The sequence below is a fragment of the Rhodoferax sp. genome, assembly GCF_034519335.1.
GTDB lineage: Bacteria > Pseudomonadota > Gammaproteobacteria > Burkholderiales > Burkholderiaceae_C > Allorhodoferax.
The window spans coordinates 154,915-170,678 of record NZ_JAXHOL010000038.1 but is presented as its reverse complement, the minus strand read 5'-3'; the positions used below and the strand labels follow the sequence as shown (position 1 = coordinate 170,678).

The 15,764-nt window shown below is 61.0% G+C and carries 16 protein-coding genes; 13 read left to right on the top strand and 3 right to left on the bottom strand.

From position 1 onward, the window contains the following. Position 1: 1 nt before the first annotated feature. Positions 2-1,279, top strand: coding sequence for a heme biosynthesis protein HemY (locus U5O12_RS17400; RefSeq protein ID WP_322579860.1), 1,278 nt, complete (start codon positions 2-4; stop codon positions 1,277-1,279). 32 nt (positions 1,280-1,311) lie between these two features. Then, a complete protein-coding gene (locus U5O12_RS17395) occupies positions 1,312-2,388 on the top strand; it encodes a GGDEF domain-containing protein (RefSeq protein ID WP_322579859.1) in 1,077 nt (358 codons plus the stop codon). A 49-nt stretch (positions 2,389-2,437) separates the two neighbouring features. Here the strand turns inward: U5O12_RS17395 and U5O12_RS17390 are convergent, their stop codons facing one another. Further along, complete coding sequence (locus tag U5O12_RS17390) at positions 2,438-5,449, bottom strand: Rne/Rng family ribonuclease (protein WP_322579858.1); 3,012 nt, start codon at positions 5,447-5,449, stop codon at positions 2,438-2,440. 495 nt (positions 5,450-5,944) lie between these two features. Here U5O12_RS17390 and U5O12_RS17385 point away from each other — a divergent pair, with 495 nt between their 5' ends. Genes U5O12_RS17385 through U5O12_RS17370 form a run of 4 tightly spaced genes read left to right on the top strand, consistent with a single transcriptional unit; the run spans position 5,945 to position 9,164 of the window. Beyond that, a complete protein-coding gene (locus tag U5O12_RS17385) occupies positions 5,945-7,039 on the top strand; it encodes an RluA family pseudouridine synthase (protein WP_416221516.1) in 1,095 nt (364 codons plus the stop codon). A gap of 26 nt (positions 7,040-7,065) precedes the next feature. Beyond that, positions 7,066-7,740, top strand: coding sequence for an HAD-IA family hydrolase (locus tag U5O12_RS17380; protein WP_322579857.1), 675 nt, complete (start codon positions 7,066-7,068; stop codon positions 7,738-7,740). A gap of 10 nt (positions 7,741-7,750) precedes the next feature. Further along, positions 7,751-8,131, top strand: coding sequence for a Rieske (2Fe-2S) protein (locus U5O12_RS17375; RefSeq protein ID WP_322579856.1), 381 nt, complete (start codon positions 7,751-7,753; stop codon positions 8,129-8,131). 1 nt (position 8,132) lies between these two features. After that, positions 8,133-9,164 (top strand): S49 family peptidase, encoded by a 1,032-nt coding sequence (locus tag U5O12_RS17370; protein WP_416221515.1) that lies wholly within the window; start codon positions 8,133-8,135, stop codon positions 9,162-9,164. Positions 9,165-9,201: 37 nt separating this feature from the next. Here the strand turns inward: U5O12_RS17370 and U5O12_RS17365 are convergent, their stop codons facing one another. Both U5O12_RS17365 and U5O12_RS17360 read right to left on the bottom strand, forming a co-directional pair. Further along, a complete protein-coding gene (locus U5O12_RS17365) occupies positions 9,202-9,978 on the bottom strand; it encodes an SAM-dependent methyltransferase (protein ID WP_322579855.1) in 777 nt (258 codons plus the stop codon). Then, positions 9,975-10,577 (bottom strand): Maf family nucleotide pyrophosphatase, encoded by a 603-nt coding sequence (locus tag U5O12_RS17360; RefSeq protein ID WP_322579854.1) that lies wholly within the window; start codon positions 10,575-10,577, stop codon positions 9,975-9,977. The genes U5O12_RS17365 and U5O12_RS17360 overlap by 4 nt, the downstream gene beginning before the upstream one ends. Before the next feature lie 25 nt (positions 10,578-10,602). Here U5O12_RS17360 and U5O12_RS17355 point away from each other — a divergent pair, with 25 nt between their 5' ends. The 7 genes from U5O12_RS17355 (at position 10,603) to acpP (ending at position 15,667) form a co-directional block, all read left to right on the top strand. Next, positions 10,603-11,154: a DUF177 domain-containing protein gene (locus tag U5O12_RS17355; RefSeq protein ID WP_322579853.1), complete on the top strand. Its 552-nt coding sequence runs from the start codon at positions 10,603-10,605 to the stop codon at positions 11,152-11,154. Between the two features lie 107 nt (positions 11,155-11,261). Then, the gene (gene rpmF / locus U5O12_RS17350; protein WP_094479674.1) at positions 11,262-11,444 is read left to right on the top strand and encodes a 50S ribosomal protein L32; all 183 of its coding nucleotides are present in this window, start codon (positions 11,262-11,264) and stop codon (positions 11,442-11,444) included. A gap of 112 nt (positions 11,445-11,556) precedes the next feature. After that, a complete protein-coding gene (plsX, locus tag U5O12_RS17345) occupies positions 11,557-12,582 on the top strand; it encodes a phosphate acyltransferase PlsX (protein WP_322579852.1) in 1,026 nt (341 codons plus the stop codon). Positions 12,583-12,606: 24 nt separating this feature from the next. Next, entirely contained in the window at positions 12,607-13,584 is a 978-nt protein-coding gene (locus tag U5O12_RS17340; protein WP_322579851.1) for a beta-ketoacyl-ACP synthase III, read from the top strand. A 51-nt stretch (positions 13,585-13,635) separates the two neighbouring features. Further along, a complete protein-coding gene (gene fabD / locus U5O12_RS17335; RefSeq protein WP_322579850.1) occupies positions 13,636-14,586 on the top strand; it encodes an ACP S-malonyltransferase in 951 nt (316 codons plus the stop codon). Beyond that, positions 14,583-15,329, top strand: a complete 747-nt coding sequence (gene fabG / locus U5O12_RS17330; protein WP_322579849.1) for a 3-oxoacyl-ACP reductase FabG — start codon at positions 14,583-14,585, stop codon at positions 15,327-15,329. Before fabD ends, fabG begins: the two co-directional genes overlap by 4 nt. 98 nt (positions 15,330-15,427) lie before the next feature. Then, on the top strand, positions 15,428-15,667 hold the full coding sequence (acpP, locus tag U5O12_RS17325; RefSeq protein ID WP_094479684.1) for an acyl carrier protein: 240 nt from the start codon (positions 15,428-15,430) through the stop codon (positions 15,665-15,667). Positions 15,668-15,764 lie beyond the last annotated feature (97 nt).

Sequence of the window (15,764 nt, the reverse complement as noted above, 5' to 3'; positions counted from 1 at the left end):
GATGCGGGCTGCTCTTTGGCTTATTGCATTGTTTGCGGTGGCGGTGGCCGCGGCCTTGTTTGCGGGCAATAACCAAGGTACGGTGACCTTGTACTGGCCACCGTACCGGGTTGACTTGTCGTTGAACTTGGTGCTTGTTTTGCTGGCACTGGTGTTTGTGACACTGCACTTGGCCTTGCGCGCCTTGTCGGGCTTGTTGCACATTCCGGTGCAGGCCAAACGCTGGCGACTGCTCAATAAGGAGCGCGCCATGCACGAGGCGCTGCTGGACTCTCTGTCCAATCTGGTAGCGGGCCGTTTTGTGCGGGCTCGCAAGGCTGCCGAGTTGGTAGTAACTTTGGAAGAATCCTTGCGTAGCAGTGAAGAGCACACCGCCCACGGTGTGCGCCTGCGCACCATGTCACACCTGATTGCTGCCGAAAGTGCCCATGCGCTGCAGGACCGCAACCGCCGCGAGCAGCATTTTCAAAGCGCCTTGGAGTTGACACGACCCCGCGACGCCCAAGATAGCCGCGATGGTGTGCTCATGCGGGCGGCCCGCTGGTCGTTTGAGGACCGTGATGCCTCGAGTTCTTTGGATTGGTTGGACCAACTGCCTCAGGGCACTGCCCGCCGCACCATTGCTTTGCGCCTTCGCCTCAAGGCCGCCCGATTGGCAGGGCAGGCGCGTGCTGCACTGGACGCTGTGCGCTTGCTAACCAAGCATCGGGCCTTTTCAGAAGTGGCGGGTGCAGGTATTGCGCGCGGGCTGGCGCTGGAAATACTGCGCTCTGCCCATGACCCAGTGCAGCTGCAAAGGGCCTGGGAGGCGCTGGAGACTGCAGAAAAACACATTCCCGAGGTCGCGTTGGAAGCCGCGGAACGATGCCTGCATCTGGGCGGTGATGTCGCCCTCTCTCGTCAGTGGGTCTTGCCCCTTTGGACCACGATGGTGGATCGTTTGGATACTCTGAGCCCGGCCTTGCGCGTGCGGGTGGTGCGTGTGCTCGAAAAAGGCTTTGTCCAAGCCACCGGAGCCCCCGATGCGGCATGGCTGCAGCGCATCGAATCACTGCAGTTGACCAACCCGGGCGACCCACTTTTACAGTACCTCGCCGGGGTGATGTGCGCACGGTTGGAGTTGTGGGGCAAAGCGCAACAGATGCTGCGCCAATCGTTGACCATGCTCAAGGACCCGGACCTCAAGCGCGATGCCTGGCGTGCCTTGGCTGAATTGGCAGAGCAAAGACAAGATGCCGCTGGCGCTGCACAGGCTTATAAGGAAGCTGCCAAAGCGTGACGGACTGAAGTTTCAGGGCTATTATCCGGCCCATGGCCACACTCATAGACCACCTGATCAAGCTCACAGATCACCGCGATCGAGACCTGTTGGAGCTCACGCTTTCCAAGGCTTTGATTGACCTGATGCCGATTCAGCGGGTTATTGTGGCCCGCGTGGTGAGCGAGGAAGGCATCAAGCGCTGGCTGGAAGTTGCAACGTTGGATGCAAAAGGTGGTGGCAAAGTGGTTGATCCGCTGCGGGTGGATTTTCACACCTTGCCCTTGCTGGACGACAACCGCGACCGGTTGCGGGCTTTGCAAAACCGCGAGCGTATCGAAATCGCCTGGGCTGGCGAAGATGGCCCGCGTATCACGTACTTTCCGCTATTTGCTGAAACCCTGAATGACGACGAGGGCGCGCTGGAGATTCATTCTGCCTCTGCGTTGACCGAGGAGCAGCTGCAAACCTTGGGGCAGGTTCAGCATGTGTTTCGCAACATGTACCACCTGCTGGCTTACAGTGATCGGGATGCCTTGACCGGCCTGCTCAACCGCAAGTCTTTGGACGACACGTTTTACAGTGCCGTACTGGACGAGCTGGGTGAAGGTCCGGAATCGCAGTCAGAATCCTTGAAAGTGACAGTGGCGCCCGGTCAGGAGCGCCGCCACCGGGTGCCGCCCAACTACTGGCTAGGAACGATCAGCATCGACAACTTTGGGCTTCTCAATGACAAGAATGGCCATTTGATTGCTGAAGAAGTGCTGTTGCTGGTAGCCCGTATTATGAACAATACCTTTCGCACCTATGACAGGCTGTACCGCTTGGGTGGCGAGCAGTTTGCGGTGCTCATGCATTGTCCCGACGAGGCGTTGGTACTGGCAGCGTTTGAGCGCTTCCGCGCGAATATCGAAAAGTTCAACTTCCCGCAAGTTGGGCGCGTGACGATTTGCGCCGGATTCACCCGGATCACGCCTGACGACTCCCCGAGTACGGCTTTGGAGCATGCAGAGCGTGCTGTGGACTATGCGCAGCACAACGGTCGCAACAAGGTGTTCAGCCACGCCGAACTGGTGCGCAAAGGTTTCTTCGGTGATGCCGTCAAGGTGGGTGCAGTCGATATCTTTTAAGCGCTGCACTACAGGTCAAAAAAAGGGGCACCGCGGTGCCCCTTTTTATTTAGCGCGCCGTGTTCTCTTCAAACGGCAGGCTCATATTGCGCAGGTCGCGCCGGGTTTCCACCAGCACCAGCGGGCCAGTATCCACCACCACAGGGGCGGGACGCTCGCGCGGCACATGCACGGGCTTGGGTTCGGCGGCAATCGCGGCTTGCACAGCTGCAATCTTCTCGGCATCCGAGTTCACCCACTGCAGGCCCGAAGTTTGGGCAACTTGCAGCAAGGAATCGGTAGGCAGCTCGTAGCCTTGTACCTTGGGCATACGGCCCTCGGTTGTTGCAGGTGTCGGTGCCGGTTTGGATGCCGATGCGGCAGGCACTGGCTCTGCAGGTGCTTGCTCTGCAGCGGGTGCTGCCTCAGACACCGCGTGAGAAGACTGCTGAACGGCAGCCGTTTCACCACGCTCCTGGCGGTTGCCACGATCGCGGCCATAGCGGTCACGTGAACGGTGTTCACGACCTTCTCCACCATTGCGGCCTTCAGCTGGCGTCAGCGAAGCTGCTTCGATGGAGCCAGTGTCAGCTTGGGCAGTCGGAGCGGTATCTGCGAAGGCGAGGGCAGACTGCGATTCTGTGTCGCTGCGGTTGCCTTCGTCCTGGCGCGGGCCACGCTCGTCGCGGCGGCCATTGCGGTTACGTCCACGGCCACGACCTTCACGACCCTCTCCACGAGCTTCGGTATTTACGTCTGCGGCAACTTCGGTGCGTGCTTCTGTGGTTTCCTCGGTGCGGGAGTCATGGCGCGGCTCTGCATTGCGCTCTGCGCTTTCGTCACGTGGGCCACGGCCTTCGCCACGGTTGCGACCTCGGCCTTCACCGCGGGGGGCGCGGTCTTGGCGGGGTTCACCGCGGCCTTCGCTGCGTGGGGCATTGCCGTTGTCGGCGCCTGCCGACACTTGAACATCCTGACCTGCTGCTACAGCGGATCCAGCGTCCATACGTTCGTTGCGCTGGGCGCCACCCTGGCGTTCACCACGTTCGCCGCGTTCACCACGGTTGCGACCATTGCGGCCACCACGTTCCGTACGTTCGCCATTGCCTTCCGGGCGGGCTTCGCCGCGATTGTCTTCGCGCGGGCCACGACCGTCGGCGCGGGGTTCATTGCGCCCACCACGGCTGTTGCGGCCCTCGCCACGCTCGCCACCACGGTCGTTACGTTCACCACCACGGCCACCGTTGCGATTCCCATCGCGGCCACGGCCATCACGGCCTTCGCGTTTTTCTTCGGTTTTGGCGCTTGCGGGGGCTGCAGGCTTGGCCACGGGAGCAGCTTCTTCCATGCCCAGCAGGCCCTTGATCCAGCCAAAGAAGCCCTTGCTTGCAGGGGCGGCAGGCGCAGCCACAGGCTTGGCAGCCGGTGCAGGCGCGGCGGCCTTCACGGGTTCGGGCTTGGGCGGTGCAATGGGCGCGGGTGCGTCGGGCAGCACGCCCTTGATCACCGGGGTTTGCTTGTTGGTGGGCTCTTGCGAACGCCGGGTCACGCCGGTGGCCTCTTCCATGTCGTCGGCCATCTTGTAGCTGGCTTCGATGTGGTCCAGGCGCGGGTCGTCGTGCTTCAGGCGTTCGAGCTTGTAGTTGGGCGTTTCCAGCGTCTTGTTGGGCACCATCAGCACGTTGATGCGCTGCTTGAGCTCGATCTTGGCGATTTCGGTACGCTTTTCGTTCAGCAGGAAGGACGCCACATCGACGGGCACCTGGCACATCACGGAGGCGGTGTTGTCCTTGAGGGACTCTTCCTGGATGATCCGCAGAATCTGCAAAGCGCTGGATTCGGTGTCGCGGATGTGGCCGGAACCGCCGCAACGCGGGCAAGGAATGGAAGCACCTTCGGAGAGAGCAGGGCGCAGGCGCTGGCGGCTCATTTCCATCAGGCCGAACTTGCTGATGGTGCCGAACTGCACGCGGGCGCGGTCCTGGCGCAGCGCGTCGCGCAAGCGGTTTTCCACTTCGCGGCGGTTGCGGGACTCTTCCATGTCGATAAAGTCGATCACGATCAGGCCACCCAAGTCGCGCAAACGCATCTGGCGGGCCACTTCGTCGGCGGCTTCCAGGTTGGTGCGGGTGGCGGTTTCTTCGATGTCGCCGCCCTTGATGGCGCGGGCCGAGTTCACGTCCACGGAGACCAAGGCTTCGGTGTGGTCGATCACGATGGCGCCGCCGGACGGCAGTTGCACGGTGCGGGCATAGGCCGATTCGATCTGGTGTTCGATCTGGAAGCGGCTGAACAGCGGTGCGTCGTCACGGTAGCGCTTCACGCGGGCAGCGTGCTCGGGCATCACGTGGGCCATGAACTGCTGGGCCTGCTCGTACACGTCGTCGGTGTCGATCAGGATGTCGCCGATGTCATTGTTGAAGTAATCGCGAATCGCTCGGATCACCAAAGACGATTCTTGGTAAATCAGGTAAGCGCCCTTGCCACCCTTGGCGGCGCCGTCAATGGCGTTCCATAACTTGAGCAGGTAATTCAGGTCCCACTGCAGTTCAGGTGCTGCGCGGCCAATGCCTGCGGTGCGAGCGATGATGGACATGCCGTTGGGGTATTCCAACTGGTCCATGTTTTCTTTGAGCTCAGCGCGGTCGTCGCCCTCGATGCGGCGCGAAACACCGCCGCCGCGGGGGTTATTGGGCATCAAGACCACATAGCGGCCAGCCAGCGAGACGAAGGTGGTCAGGGCTGCGCCCTTGTTGCCACGTTCTTCTTTTTCGACCTGGACCAGCAGTTCCTGGCCTTCCTTGATGGCGTCCTGGATGCGGGCTTGCGAAGCAGACACGCCTTCGCGGAAGTACATCTTGGAAATTTCTTTGAACGGCAGGAAGCCGTGGCGGTCTTCACCGTAGTCGACGAAACAGGCTTCCAGCGAGGGCTCGACGCGGGTGACAACGGCCTTGTAGATATTGCCCTTGCGCTGTTCGCGCCCTTCGATTTCGATTTCGTAGTCGAGGAGTTTTTGTCCGTCGACGATGGCCAGGCGGCGTTCTTCAGCCTGCGTGGCGTTGATCAGCATCCGTTTCATGGATTGCATCCTTCTTCAATAAGCACATGCCCGGGTTGGGCGTACGGTGCCGGACTGACGAATTGAAGTGAGGTGGAATTGCCGGAGAACTTCAGGTCACACGAGGTGACGAAGCGTAGGCGCAGGGATGGGGACGAGGGGATGCGTTTGTGAACTTGCTATCAAAAGGATAGCTCGTTGCGCAGGTTGTACCGGGGCTGCAGGCCGATATGTGCCACCCAGCGGGGCGTAGACGCTCCGCAGGCACAAGGTCATCAGGCTCAGCAACACAAACATCTCGTTTCATTCCATTCGCAAACCGTGGGCTTGCGAACTTGGGGTATTCCGTTTCAGGGTTTCAATTCGTCGGCTTGGCCATGCTGTTTGCGGGCCATCACAGGCAAGTGGCGTGTGATTTGCAAGCAAAGCGGCGTGGTGGCATCGACCTTCCAGCGCAGCGGTTTGTGGGGTGTGGACTAAACTCCAGACAAATCAACCACTTACGGCGCGACGCTAGTGAAACACATTATAGGGGGCAATCCGACCCCAGCCCTCCCCCTGACAAACCCGCAGGTCAAATCCGTGACGGTGGACGAAGACAGTGCGGGGCAGCGCTTGGACAACTTTCTGATGCGCGAACTCAAGGGCGTCCCCAAAACCCACGTCTACCGCATCATCCGCAGCGGTGAGGTGCGTGTGAACAAGGGCCGCGCCAGTGCCGATACTCGGGTTGAGGCTGGAGATGTGGTGCGCGTGCCGCCGGTGCGCGTGTCGGAGCGGGTCGAACAAAAAGCCCAGGCCATGGCCCAGCAGGTGGTGGCGCAGGCGACCAGTCGGGCGCCAGCCAAAGCCTTCCCAGTGCTGTTTGAAGATGAACATTTCCTGGCCATCGACAAGCCCGCCGGGGTGGCCGTGCACGGGGGGTCGGGGGTGAGTTTCGGGGTAATCGAGCAGCTGCGCATGGCCCGGCCCCAGGCCACGTTTCTGGAACTGGTGCACCGCCTGGACCGGGAAACCAGCGGCATTTTGCTGATTGCCAAGAAGCGCAGCGCCCTGAAAAACCTGCAGGACCAGTTCCGCGACCGTGAAACCGGCAAAACCTACCTGGCCCTGGTCGTGGGCCAGTGGCCTACTAATAAGAAGGTGCTGGACAAGTCCCTGCACAAATACCTGCTGGCCAGCAAGGACGGCGGCGCGGAAGCGGGAGAACGCCGGGTGAAGGTGGTCGACAAAGACCACCCGGATGCCATGCCCTCCCTGTCGCTGGTCAAAGTTCGGGCGACATCTGGCGTGCCTGACCCGGCTGATACGACCGGCCAGCGCGGGTATTCGCTGCTGGAAGTGACCATCAAGACCGGGCGTACCCACCAAATTCGGGTGCATCTAGCGTCTGAAGGCATGCCGATTGCCGGAGACGACAAGTACGGTGACTTTGATCTGAACAAGGAACTGGCGCGGGGCGCTGCTCCGGCATCGCTCAAGCGCATGTTTTTGCACGCCTGGCGCTTTCAGTGCCGGCACCCGCTGACGGGCGATAGGGTGGAGTTGTTGGCCCCACTGCCGCCCGAGCTGGCTGATTTTTTGCGCGTTGCCGTACCCACTGCAACCTGAGCCCTGTTTGACACTCTTATCTTCTTATGTCTTCCACCTCTACCCGTGCCCGCCAGTTTGACCTCATCGCCTTTGACTGGGACGGCACCCTGTTCGACTCCACGGCCATCATCACCCGCTGCATCCAGGCGGCGGTGGCCGATGTGGGTGGCACCGTGCCCAGCGACAAAGACGCTTCTTATGTGATTGGCCTGGGCCTGATGCAGGCGCTGGCCCACGCGGCCCCCGATGTGCCCCAAGAGAAATACCCGCTGCTGGGTGCGCGCTACAAGCACCACTACGTGCTGCACCAGAATGACATCAGCCTCTTTGAGGGGGTGCTGCCCATGCTGGACGCGCTCAAGGCAGCAGGCCATTTGTTGGCGGTGGCCACCGGCAAGAGCCGCTCCGGGCTCAACGAGGCCTTGCAGGCGGTGGAGTTGCGGGGCGTATTCGACGGTTCGCGCACCGCCGACGAAACCGCCGGCAAGCCACACCCGCTGATGCTGCAGGAGCTGATGGCCGAGTTTGGGGTGCCGCCCGAGCGTGTGCTGATGATTGGCGATACCACCCACGACCTGCAAATGGCCCTGAATGCCGGCTGCGCCAGTGTGGGCGTGAGCTATGGCGCCCATGAGCCTGCTGCTTTCGAGGCATTGCAGCCGCGCCATGTGGCGCATTCGGTGGCCGAGCTGCAGGCCTGGCTCTTCGCCCACGCCTGAGGAGACTGCCATGACCTTGGGACCTGCAGGTGTGGCGATTCCCCTGTGCAGCAGTGGCGATCTGGTGAACAGCGGCCTGGCCGTGCCGTTTGACGTGGAGTACTGCGGGCAGACCTGTTACGCCTTTGCGGTTCGTTATGCCGACAAGGTCTATGCCTACCTGAACCGCTGCTCCCACGTGCCCATGGAAATGGACTACCAGCCCAACCGCTTCTTCGACATGACGGGCAACTGGCTGATGTGCGCCACCCACGGCGCCATGTACAGCCCACAAACCGGCCAGTGCCGTACCGGCCCCTGCCGCGGTGGCCTGGTGTCCATTGCCCTCACCGAGGCCGATGGCGTCGTGCACTGGCATACTGCCCACAACTTACAACCTGTCGCCTTCTGATATGTCTGAATACTCTGTCCCGTCAAGCCCGGAATCTGCTTCAAATTCGGCCTCATCCCCCGTGGATACTGCGCAAGCAGCTATCAATAGCGTAGCGTCTTCCGCCGCTCCCGGTTGGGAGCGGGCCACGCTGGAGAAGTTGGCCATGGCGACGCTGGTGGAGCAGCGGGCTGCGCGGCGTTGGCGCAATGCCATTCGTATTGCGTGGTTGGTGTTCCTGTCGGCTGTGCTGTGGTTCGGGCTGCAGCAAGGCGGCACCACCACCGACGTGAGTGCGCCTCACACTGCCGTGGTGTCCATCCAGGGCGAGATTGCGGCGGGCGCTGATGCCAGTGCAGAGTTTGTGGTGGCTGCGATGCGCACCGCTTTCGAGGACGATGGTGCCAAGGCCGTGGTGCTGCTGATTAACTCGCCCGGTGGCAGTCCGGTGCAGGCTGGCATCATCAATGACGAGATCAAACGCCTCAAAGCGCAGTACAACAAACCTGTGTACGCCGTGGTGGAGGAGACATGCGCCTCGGCCGCTTACTACATCGCAGCGGCTGCCGACCAGATTTTTGTGGACAAGGCCAGCATTGTGGGCAGCATCGGGGTGCTGATGGATGGCTTTGGCTTCACCGGCTTGATGGATAAGCTGGGTGTGGAGCGTCGTCTGATGACGGCTGGTGAGAATAAGGGCTTCCTCGATCCCTTCAGTCCTCAGACCGAGAAGCAGCGCGCTTTCGCCCAGGCCATGCTGGACCAGATTCACCAGCAGTTCATTGCGGTGGTTAAAGACGGGCGTGGCACGCGCCTGAAGGAAACTCCTGACATGTTCAGTGGCCTGTTCTGGACTGGCCAGCAAGCCATTGAGCTGGGGCTGGCTGACCAGTTGGGTAACCTGGACTACGTGGCGCGCGAGGTGGTGAAAGCAGAGGACATCATCGACTACACCCGCAAGGACAACGTAGCGGAGCGCTTGGTTAAGCGCTTTGGTGCGTCAATTGGTGATGGCGCGGTGCGTGCCTTGCGCTCCTTGCCAGCCATTCACTGAACAAGTTCTACGCCCTTTCGCGTGCGCGGGCCGCTGTTCAGCGGCCGATCGCAAACACCGTGGGCGTGGCGTTGTCCAGCGCCCAGCCAGCCTGCTTCCATTGCTTGACGAGATTGCTGTGGGTGGCGGCAGTGTCCAGCGTCAGCCCACTGGATGTGGCTAGCCGCGTGTTGGCCTGCAGGGTTTGTAACAGGCCCTGCAGCAGGGCGGTGTTGCGGTACGGCGTCTCTATAAAAAGCTGGGTTTGCCCCGTCCTTAACGCCAGCGACTCCAGCTCGCGGATGCGCTTGGTCCGTTCACCGGGATCGGCAGGCACATAGCCCACAAACGCAAAGTTCTGCCCATTGAGCCCGCTGGCGGCCAAGGCCAACAACAGGGATACGGGCCCCACCAGCGGCACCACGCGCAGACCCAGGTCGTGCGCCGCACGCACAACCGATGAGCCTGGGTCGGCTACGGCTGGCATGCCGGCTTCGCTGACCAGGCCCACGTCGTGGCCTTGTAGCGCCGCGGCCAGCAGCGGCGTGGCGTCGAAGCCGCCTTGGTGATCGCCTTTCTTGTGGACTTCACGCGGCAGTTCCTGAATCTGCAGTTCCTGCAGGGTCACACCCAGAGGATGGGTGGCATCAACCCGCTTAAGGTAGGCCCGCGTGCTTTTGGCGTTTTCGCACACCCAGTGCCGTAGGCGGGCCGCCACGGCCAAGGTGCCGGCCGGCATGCTCTGGTCCAGCGGGCTTTGGGTGGCGCAGCCAAAGTCCAGCGGCGCAGGGACCAGGTACAGCGTGCCCTTTGCGGGCTTGGTTGCGTGCGTCATACCGGCCCCAGCAGCGCAATGCCCGCAGCACGCAGCATCCGGCTGGTACGGATCAGCGGCAGGCCGACCAATGCACTGGGGTCGTCGTTGTCGATGGATTCGAGGAGGGCAATACCCAAGCCTTCACTTTTGGCGCTGCCGGCGCAGTCATAGGGCGTCTCGGCGCGCAGGTAGTTTTCAATTTCGGCATCGCTCAGGTCGCGGAACACCACGCGCACCGGTGCTACGTCTTCCTGCTGGAAGCCGCTGGCCTGGCACACCACGGCCACGGCAGTCTGGAACACCACGGTCTTGCCGCGCATCTTCTGCAGTTGAGCGACGGCGCGTTCGTGGGTGCCGGGCTTGCCCAGCGGTTCGCCGTCCAGATCGGCCACCTGGTCGGAGCCAATCACTACACAGTCAGGGTATTGCTGGGCGACGGCCCGGGCCTTGGCCAGCGCCAGCCGGCGTGCCAACGCCAGCGGGGTCTCGTGGGGCAGGGGAGTTTCATCCACATCGGGCGCGGCCACGCCAAACGGCACGCGCAGGCGCTGCAGCAGTTCGCGGCGGTAGGCCGAGGTGGAACCCAGGATGAGTTTGCGGGGGGCGGAGTCTTGCATGGGGCGATTCTCTTACACTGCGCCCATGACACATGAATACTCTGCCAACAGCCTCAATGTCCTGACCTTTGCCAAGAGCGACGGCCAGTTGCAGGGCCAGCTGCCTTTGGCCCGGACGCAGCGTCTGCGCGAGGAAACCCAAGGGGCTGTGGACGCCGTGGCTGTCCATTTTGAGGCGCAGGGCGCCATCCGTGCCGATGCGGCAGGCGTTGATGAGCCATGGTTGCACCTGTCTGGCCGTACCGTGCTCACCATGACCTGCCAGCGTTGCCTGACCCCGGTCGATGTGGATATCGCGTTCACGCGCGACTTCCGATTTGTCGCTACTGAAGCCTTGGCCGAAATCGAGGATGAAGAATCCGAAGAGGACGTGCTGGTGCTGAGCCGGGAATTCAACCTGGTGGATTTGGTGGAAGATGAGCTGCTGATGTCCATTCCTCCTGTGCCCAAACACGAGCGTTGCCCCCAGGCTGTGAAGCTGGAGGCCGTGGACGCGGATTTTGAGCTGCTGGCCGAGGAAAAGCCGAACCCGTTTGCCGTGCTCCAAAAGCTCAAAGACAAGGGCCTTGGCCAATAGGTCCGCTTTGGGCTATAATCTGAGGCTTCGCGCGCAAATCCGCCGCGTTTTACCAACCTAACCCGTGTTGCCACACCCTGTGCAGCACTTTTGCTCAGGAGCCGACCATGGCCGTTCAACAAAACAAGAAATCTCCTTCCAAGCGCGGTATGCACCGTTCGCACAACGCACTGGACGTGCCAGGCATCGCAGTGGAACCCACCACCGGTGAAACCCACCTGCGTCACCACATCAGCCCCACCGGTTTCTACCGTGGTCGCAAGGTGCTGAAGACCAAGTCCGAAGCCTGATTCGCCTGAATCTCCAAAAGCCCGAAGCTACAGACCTGTAGCGACGGGCTTTTGTCATTTATGGGCTCTATATTCGGATGTTTGACTGCCTTGTCGTTGGAATGATGCACGCATGATTACTGTCGCCGTCGATTGCATGGGGGGTGACCACGGTCCCCAGGTCACTCTGCCAGCCTGCACCCAGTTTCTGGAGCAGCACGCGGATGCCGCACTGGTTCTGGTGGGACTGCCGGAGGCGCTCCAGGGCTTTTCGCATCCCCGGGCTACGCTGGTCAGCGTGACCGAAGTCGTCACCATGGACGACCCGCTGGAAGTGGCGCTGCGCAAGAAGAAAGACTCTTCCATGCGGGTGGCCATCCAGCAGGTGAAAGACGGCGCAGCCCAAGCGGCGGTGTCCGCCGGCAACACTGGCGCGCTGATGGCGATTTCCCGCTACATCCTCAAAACTATGGACGGCATTGAGCGCCCGGCCATTGCAGGCCAGATTCCCAATGCCACGGGTGGTGCCACCACGGTGCTGGATTTGGGTGCCAACGTGGATTGCACGGCAGAGCACCTGCTGCAGTTCGCGGTGATGGGTTCGGCGCTGGTATCTGTACTGACCAGCCAGGAGTCGCCTTCCGTGGGCCTGCTTAATATTGGTGAAGAAGTTATCAAAGGCAACGAAGTCATCAAAAAAGCGGGTGAACTGCTGCGAAATGCAGCTAAGTCTGGTGATTTGAACTTTGTGGGGAATGTCGAAGGTAACGACATCTTCAAGGGGACGGCCGAGATCGTCGTATGTGACGGTTTTGTCGGAAATGTGGCACTCAAGACCAGCGAAGGCTTGGCGTCCATGATCGGCAACTTCCTGAAGGCCGAATTTTCTAAAAACATCTTCACAAAAATGGCGGCAATTGCGGCCTACACGGTGCTAACGGCGCTTAAAAATCGTGTGGATCACCGTCGCTACAACGGCGCAGCATTGCTGGGGCTGCGTGGTCTGGTGTTCAAGAGCCATGGCTCGGCCGATGTGCTGGCATTCAGCCATGCGCTGAACCGCGCGTATGATGCAGCCCGAAACAACTTGCTGGACCGCGTTCAGGTCCGCATTGCCCATGCAGCCCCTTTGCTGGCTGCGCCTGACGCAACGCAGTAGCCTGAACGGGTGCTCTTACCACCCATGAAACGATATTCGCGAATCACCGGCACTGGCAGCTATGTGCCTCCCCGCCGTTTGAGCAATGCCGATCTGGTGGCCGAACTGGCTGCCAAAGGCGTGGAAACCTCGGACGAGTGGATCGTGGAGCGCACTGGCATCCGCGCCCGCCACTTTGTGGACGATGGCGTTTACAGCAGTGACTTGGCCCTGGAGGCTTGCAAAGGTGCGCTGCACGCTGCTGGTGTGGAAGCCAAAGACATTGACCTGATCATTGTGGCCACGTCCACGCCGGACATGGTATTCCCCTCGACCGCCTGCATCTTGCAGAACAAGTTGGGTGCGAATGGCGGCGCGGCGTTTGATGTTCAGGCCGTGTGCAGCGGTTTTGTGTATGCCCTCACGGTCGCTGACGCCATGATCCAGACTGGCGCGGCCAACAAGGCGCTGGTGGTCGGAGCTGAAGTGTTTTCCCGTCTGCTGGATTTCAATGACCGCACCACCTGCGTACTGTTTGGTGATGGCGCCGGTGCCGTGGTGCTGGAAGCCTCGGACACACCTGGTATTCTGGCCAGTGACCTGCATGCCGATGGCAAGCACGTGGGCATTCTGTGCGTACCCGGCCATGTATCCAATGGCCATATTCTGGGCGACCCTCTATTAAAGATGGACGGTCAGGCCGTTTTCAAGCTGGCAGTGGGGGTGCTGGAAAGCGCAGCCCGTGCCACGTTGGCCAAGGCCGGCAAGACCGAGGCTGATATCGACTGGCTGATTCCCCACCAGGCGAACATTCGCATCATGCAGAGCACTGCCAAAAAACTGAAACTTCCCATGGATAAAGTGGTGGTGACGGTGGACCAGCACGGAAACACCTCGGCTGCCTCGATTCCTTTGGCTTTGGACGCTGCCGTGCGTGCCGGCCAGGTCAAGCCGGGCCAGACTTTGATGCTTGAAGGCGTGGGTGGCGGTTTTACCTGGGGCGCAGTGCTCCTGACTTTGTAGCTGCTCGCGCATATTCCACGCGGGCTAGAGTCCTATTTCATTGTCAAACCTATGAAACCATTTGCATTTGTATTTCCCGGCCAAGGCTCCCAAGCGGTGGGCATGCTGGACGCTTGGGGTGACCATCCTGTGGTCGCGGAAACCTTGCGCGAAGCGTCGGATGCCTTGGGCGAAGACGTGGCCAAGCTGATCCACGAAGGCCCCAAGGAAGCCTTGGCCCTGACCACCAACACCCAACCCGTGATGCTGGTGGCCGGCGTGGCTGCCTACCGGGTCTGGATGTCTGAAACTGGCTTAGTCCCCCAGGCGGTGGCGGGTCACTCTCTGGGCGAGTACTCTGCACTGGTGGCTGCCGGCTCTCTGACGCTGGCGCAAGCGGCGCCGCTGGTGCGCCTGCGCGCCCAAGCGATGCAGGAGGCCGTGCCCGTAGGCGTGGGCGCCATGGCGGCCATTCTGGGTATGGACGCTACAAAAGTAATAGCTGGTTGCGCAGAAGCGATGGGGGCTTTCGGCCCAAACAGTGCTGAAGTGGTAGAGGCCGTGAACTTCAACGATTCTGCCCAAACCGTCATTGCTGGCAGCAAGGCTGCCGTGGACAAGGCCTGCGAAATCCTCAAGGCCAATGGTGCCAAACGCGCGCTGCTGTTGCCCGTGTCGGCCCCGTTCCACTCCAGCCTGATGAAGCCTGCGGCCGAAAAGCTGAAGGCACGTCTGGAAGAGATTGAGATCGCCGCGCCCCAAATCGCGCTCATCAACAATATTGATGTGGCGGTGGAAGTCGACGCCGACCGCATCCGCGATGCGCTGTACCGCCAGGCCTTTGGCCCGGTGCGCTGGGTAGAGTGTGTGCAAGCCCTCAAGGCGCGTGGCCTGAGCACTTTGGTAGAGTGCGGCCCCGGCAAGGTGCTGGCGGGCATGGTCAAGCGGATTGATGCAGAAATGACGGGTGTGGCGTTGTTCGACCCCGCCACACTGGAAGAAGCAAAGGGAGCCCTGGCATGAGTGACGTGAAATTTGAAGGCCAGGTGGCCCTGGTAACAGGCGCCTCGCGCGGCATTGGTGCCGCAATTGCGTTGGAACTGGCCCGCAAGGGGCTCAAAGTCATCGGTACTGCCACGTCGGATGCCGGTGCAGCCAAGATCCGCGAAGCGCTGGCCGCATTTCCCGGTTGCGACGGTCGCACGCTGGATGTGAATGACGGCGCCGCCGGCGACGTGTTGGTGGACGCCATTGCCAAGGAGCAGGGCGGCTTGCACGTACTGGTCAATAACGCCGGAATCACCCGCGACACCCTGGCCATGCGCATGAAGGACGACGACTGGGATGCCGTGGTGGACACCAACCTTAAAGGCGTGTTCCGCATGAGCCGTTCGGTCTTGCGCACCATGATGAAGCAACGCTATGGCCGCATCATCAGCATCACCTCGGTGGTCGGCGCTTCCGGCAACCCTGGTCAGGCCAACTATGCGGCCGCCAAGGCTGGTGTGGCCGGCATGACGCGTGCGCTGGCACGTGAGCTGGGCTCGCGCAATATCACTGTGAACTGTGTGGCCCCCGGTTTTATCGAGACCGACATGACGGCTGGCTTGGGCGAAGAGCAGCAAAAAGCACTTTTGAGCCAGATTCCCCTGGGCCACTTGGGCAAACCCAGCGACATTGCGCATGCGGTGGCCTATCTCGCATCCCCCCAGGCCAGTTATGTGACGGGGCAGGAACTGCACGTCAACGGCGGCATGTACATGTAATTCAAACCCCCGCCGAAGTCTGAGCGGCGGCCTGGTTAGAGGCATATCTCTAGGCCGGGTAAAATCTCGGATTCTTTTACAACCCTTAGAGGGAACCCATGAGCGATATCGAAGTCCGTGTCAAAAAAATCATTGCCGAACAACTCGGCGTTGAAGAGTCCCAAGTCACCAATGAAAAAGCCTTCGTGGCCGATCTGGGTGCCGACTCCCTGGACACCGTGGAACTGGTGATGGCTTTGGAAGACGAGTTCGGAATCGAAATTCCTGACGAAGACGCAGAAAAGATCACGACCGTGCAAAACGCGATCGACTACGCGACCTCGCACAAAAAGGCCTGATCGGCTTGTGGCAGCACCCTGGCGGTGCTGCCAAACCCTGCGTGTTTTCCATGCCGCTGCTGGCGGTATTTCATTGACGAACTGCTGAATTTCAGAT

Bases quoted from the DNA above. Each gene is read 5' to 3' on its own strand.
- U5O12_RS17395 (WP_322579859.1), top strand. From the start codon at position 1,312: ATGGCCACACTCATAGACCACCTGATCAAGCTCACAGATCACCGCGAT.
- U5O12_RS17340 (WP_322579851.1), top strand. From the start codon at position 12,607: ATGAAACGATATTCGCGAATCACCGGCACTGGCAGCTATGTGCCTCCC.
- U5O12_RS17355 (WP_322579853.1), top strand. From the start codon at position 10,603: ATGACACATGAATACTCTGCCAACAGCCTCAATGTCCTGACCTTTGCC.
- rpmF (WP_094479674.1), top strand. From the start codon at position 11,262: ATGGCCGTTCAACAAAACAAGAAATCTCCTTCCAAGCGCGGTATGCAC.
- fabG (WP_322579849.1), top strand. From the start codon at position 14,583: ATGAGTGACGTGAAATTTGAAGGCCAGGTGGCCCTGGTAACAGGCGCC.
- plsX (WP_322579852.1), top strand. From the start codon at position 11,557: ATGATTACTGTCGCCGTCGATTGCATGGGGGGTGACCACGGTCCCCAG.
- U5O12_RS17360 (WP_322579854.1), bottom strand. From the start codon at position 10,577: ATGCAAGACTCCGCCCCCCGCAAACTCATCCTGGGTTCCACCTCGGCC.
- U5O12_RS17370 (WP_416221515.1), top strand. From the start codon at position 8,133: ATGTCTGAATACTCTGTCCCGTCAAGCCCGGAATCTGCTTCAAATTCG.
- fabD (WP_322579850.1), top strand. From the start codon at position 13,636: ATGAAACCATTTGCATTTGTATTTCCCGGCCAAGGCTCCCAAGCGGTG.
- U5O12_RS17380 (WP_322579857.1), top strand. From the start codon at position 7,066: ATGTCTTCCACCTCTACCCGTGCCCGCCAGTTTGACCTCATCGCCTTT.
- U5O12_RS17400 (WP_322579860.1), top strand. From the start codon at position 2: ATGCGGGCTGCTCTTTGGCTTATTGCATTGTTTGCGGTGGCGGTGGCC.
- U5O12_RS17375 (WP_322579856.1), top strand. From the start codon at position 7,751: ATGACCTTGGGACCTGCAGGTGTGGCGATTCCCCTGTGCAGCAGTGGC.
- U5O12_RS17365 (WP_322579855.1), bottom strand. From the start codon at position 9,978: ATGACGCACGCAACCAAGCCCGCAAAGGGCACGCTGTACCTGGTCCCT.
- U5O12_RS17390 (WP_322579858.1), bottom strand. From the start codon at position 5,449: ATGAAACGGATGCTGATCAACGCCACGCAGGCTGAAGAACGCCGCCTG.
- acpP (WP_094479684.1), top strand. From the start codon at position 15,428: ATGAGCGATATCGAAGTCCGTGTCAAAAAAATCATTGCCGAACAACTC.